The organism is Falseniella ignava, assembly GCF_002847645.1.
Lineage (GTDB): Bacteria > Bacillota > Bacilli > Lactobacillales > Aerococcaceae > Falseniella > Falseniella ignava.
On sequence record NZ_PKHE01000043.1, the window covers coordinates 1 to 502 of the forward strand.

At 32.7% G+C, this 502-nt stretch carries 1 rRNA gene; it reads right to left on the minus strand.

Annotation, left to right across the window (positions count from 1 at the left end):
- Window positions 1–61, minus strand: a 16S ribosomal RNA gene (locus tag CYJ57_RS07710); the annotation flags it as partial.
- Window positions 62–502 lie beyond the last annotated feature (441 nt).

Consider the following 502-nt stretch of genomic DNA (forward strand, 5'->3'; position numbering starts at 1 on the left):
CTTGCATGTATTAGGCACGCCGCCAGCGTTCATCCTGAGCCAGGATCAAACTCTCATGAAAGATCATGAGTCTCGATTGACTCTAAAATTTTTACTAGCTTTTGTTTTTTTAATTGGTTGCCTCCAACTACGTTTCGAATTTATCGTTGTTCCAACTTGTGTTGGACCCTTTCACATTTGGTGTGTTTGTCTTTGTTCAGTTTTCAATGAGCTTGTGTCGCCTCCAAGAAGCAACTTCTATATAATACCTCGTCCTAGAAATAAAGTCAACACCTTTTTGTAAAAACTTTTAAGTTTTTTAAATAATGTTTGCCTCTCTTATTAGGACTTTATTTATCATATCACCTGGAAGTAATCTTGTCAAATGTAAATTATCAAAAATTTTTTATTAATTTGCATATCTATTATTAAGCCAGCTATAAAAATGTCAACATAATTTAGAGTATATTTTATGTTGAGCTTCGACCTTTGAAAGTGGTGATACTAATAAATTTATGCATGA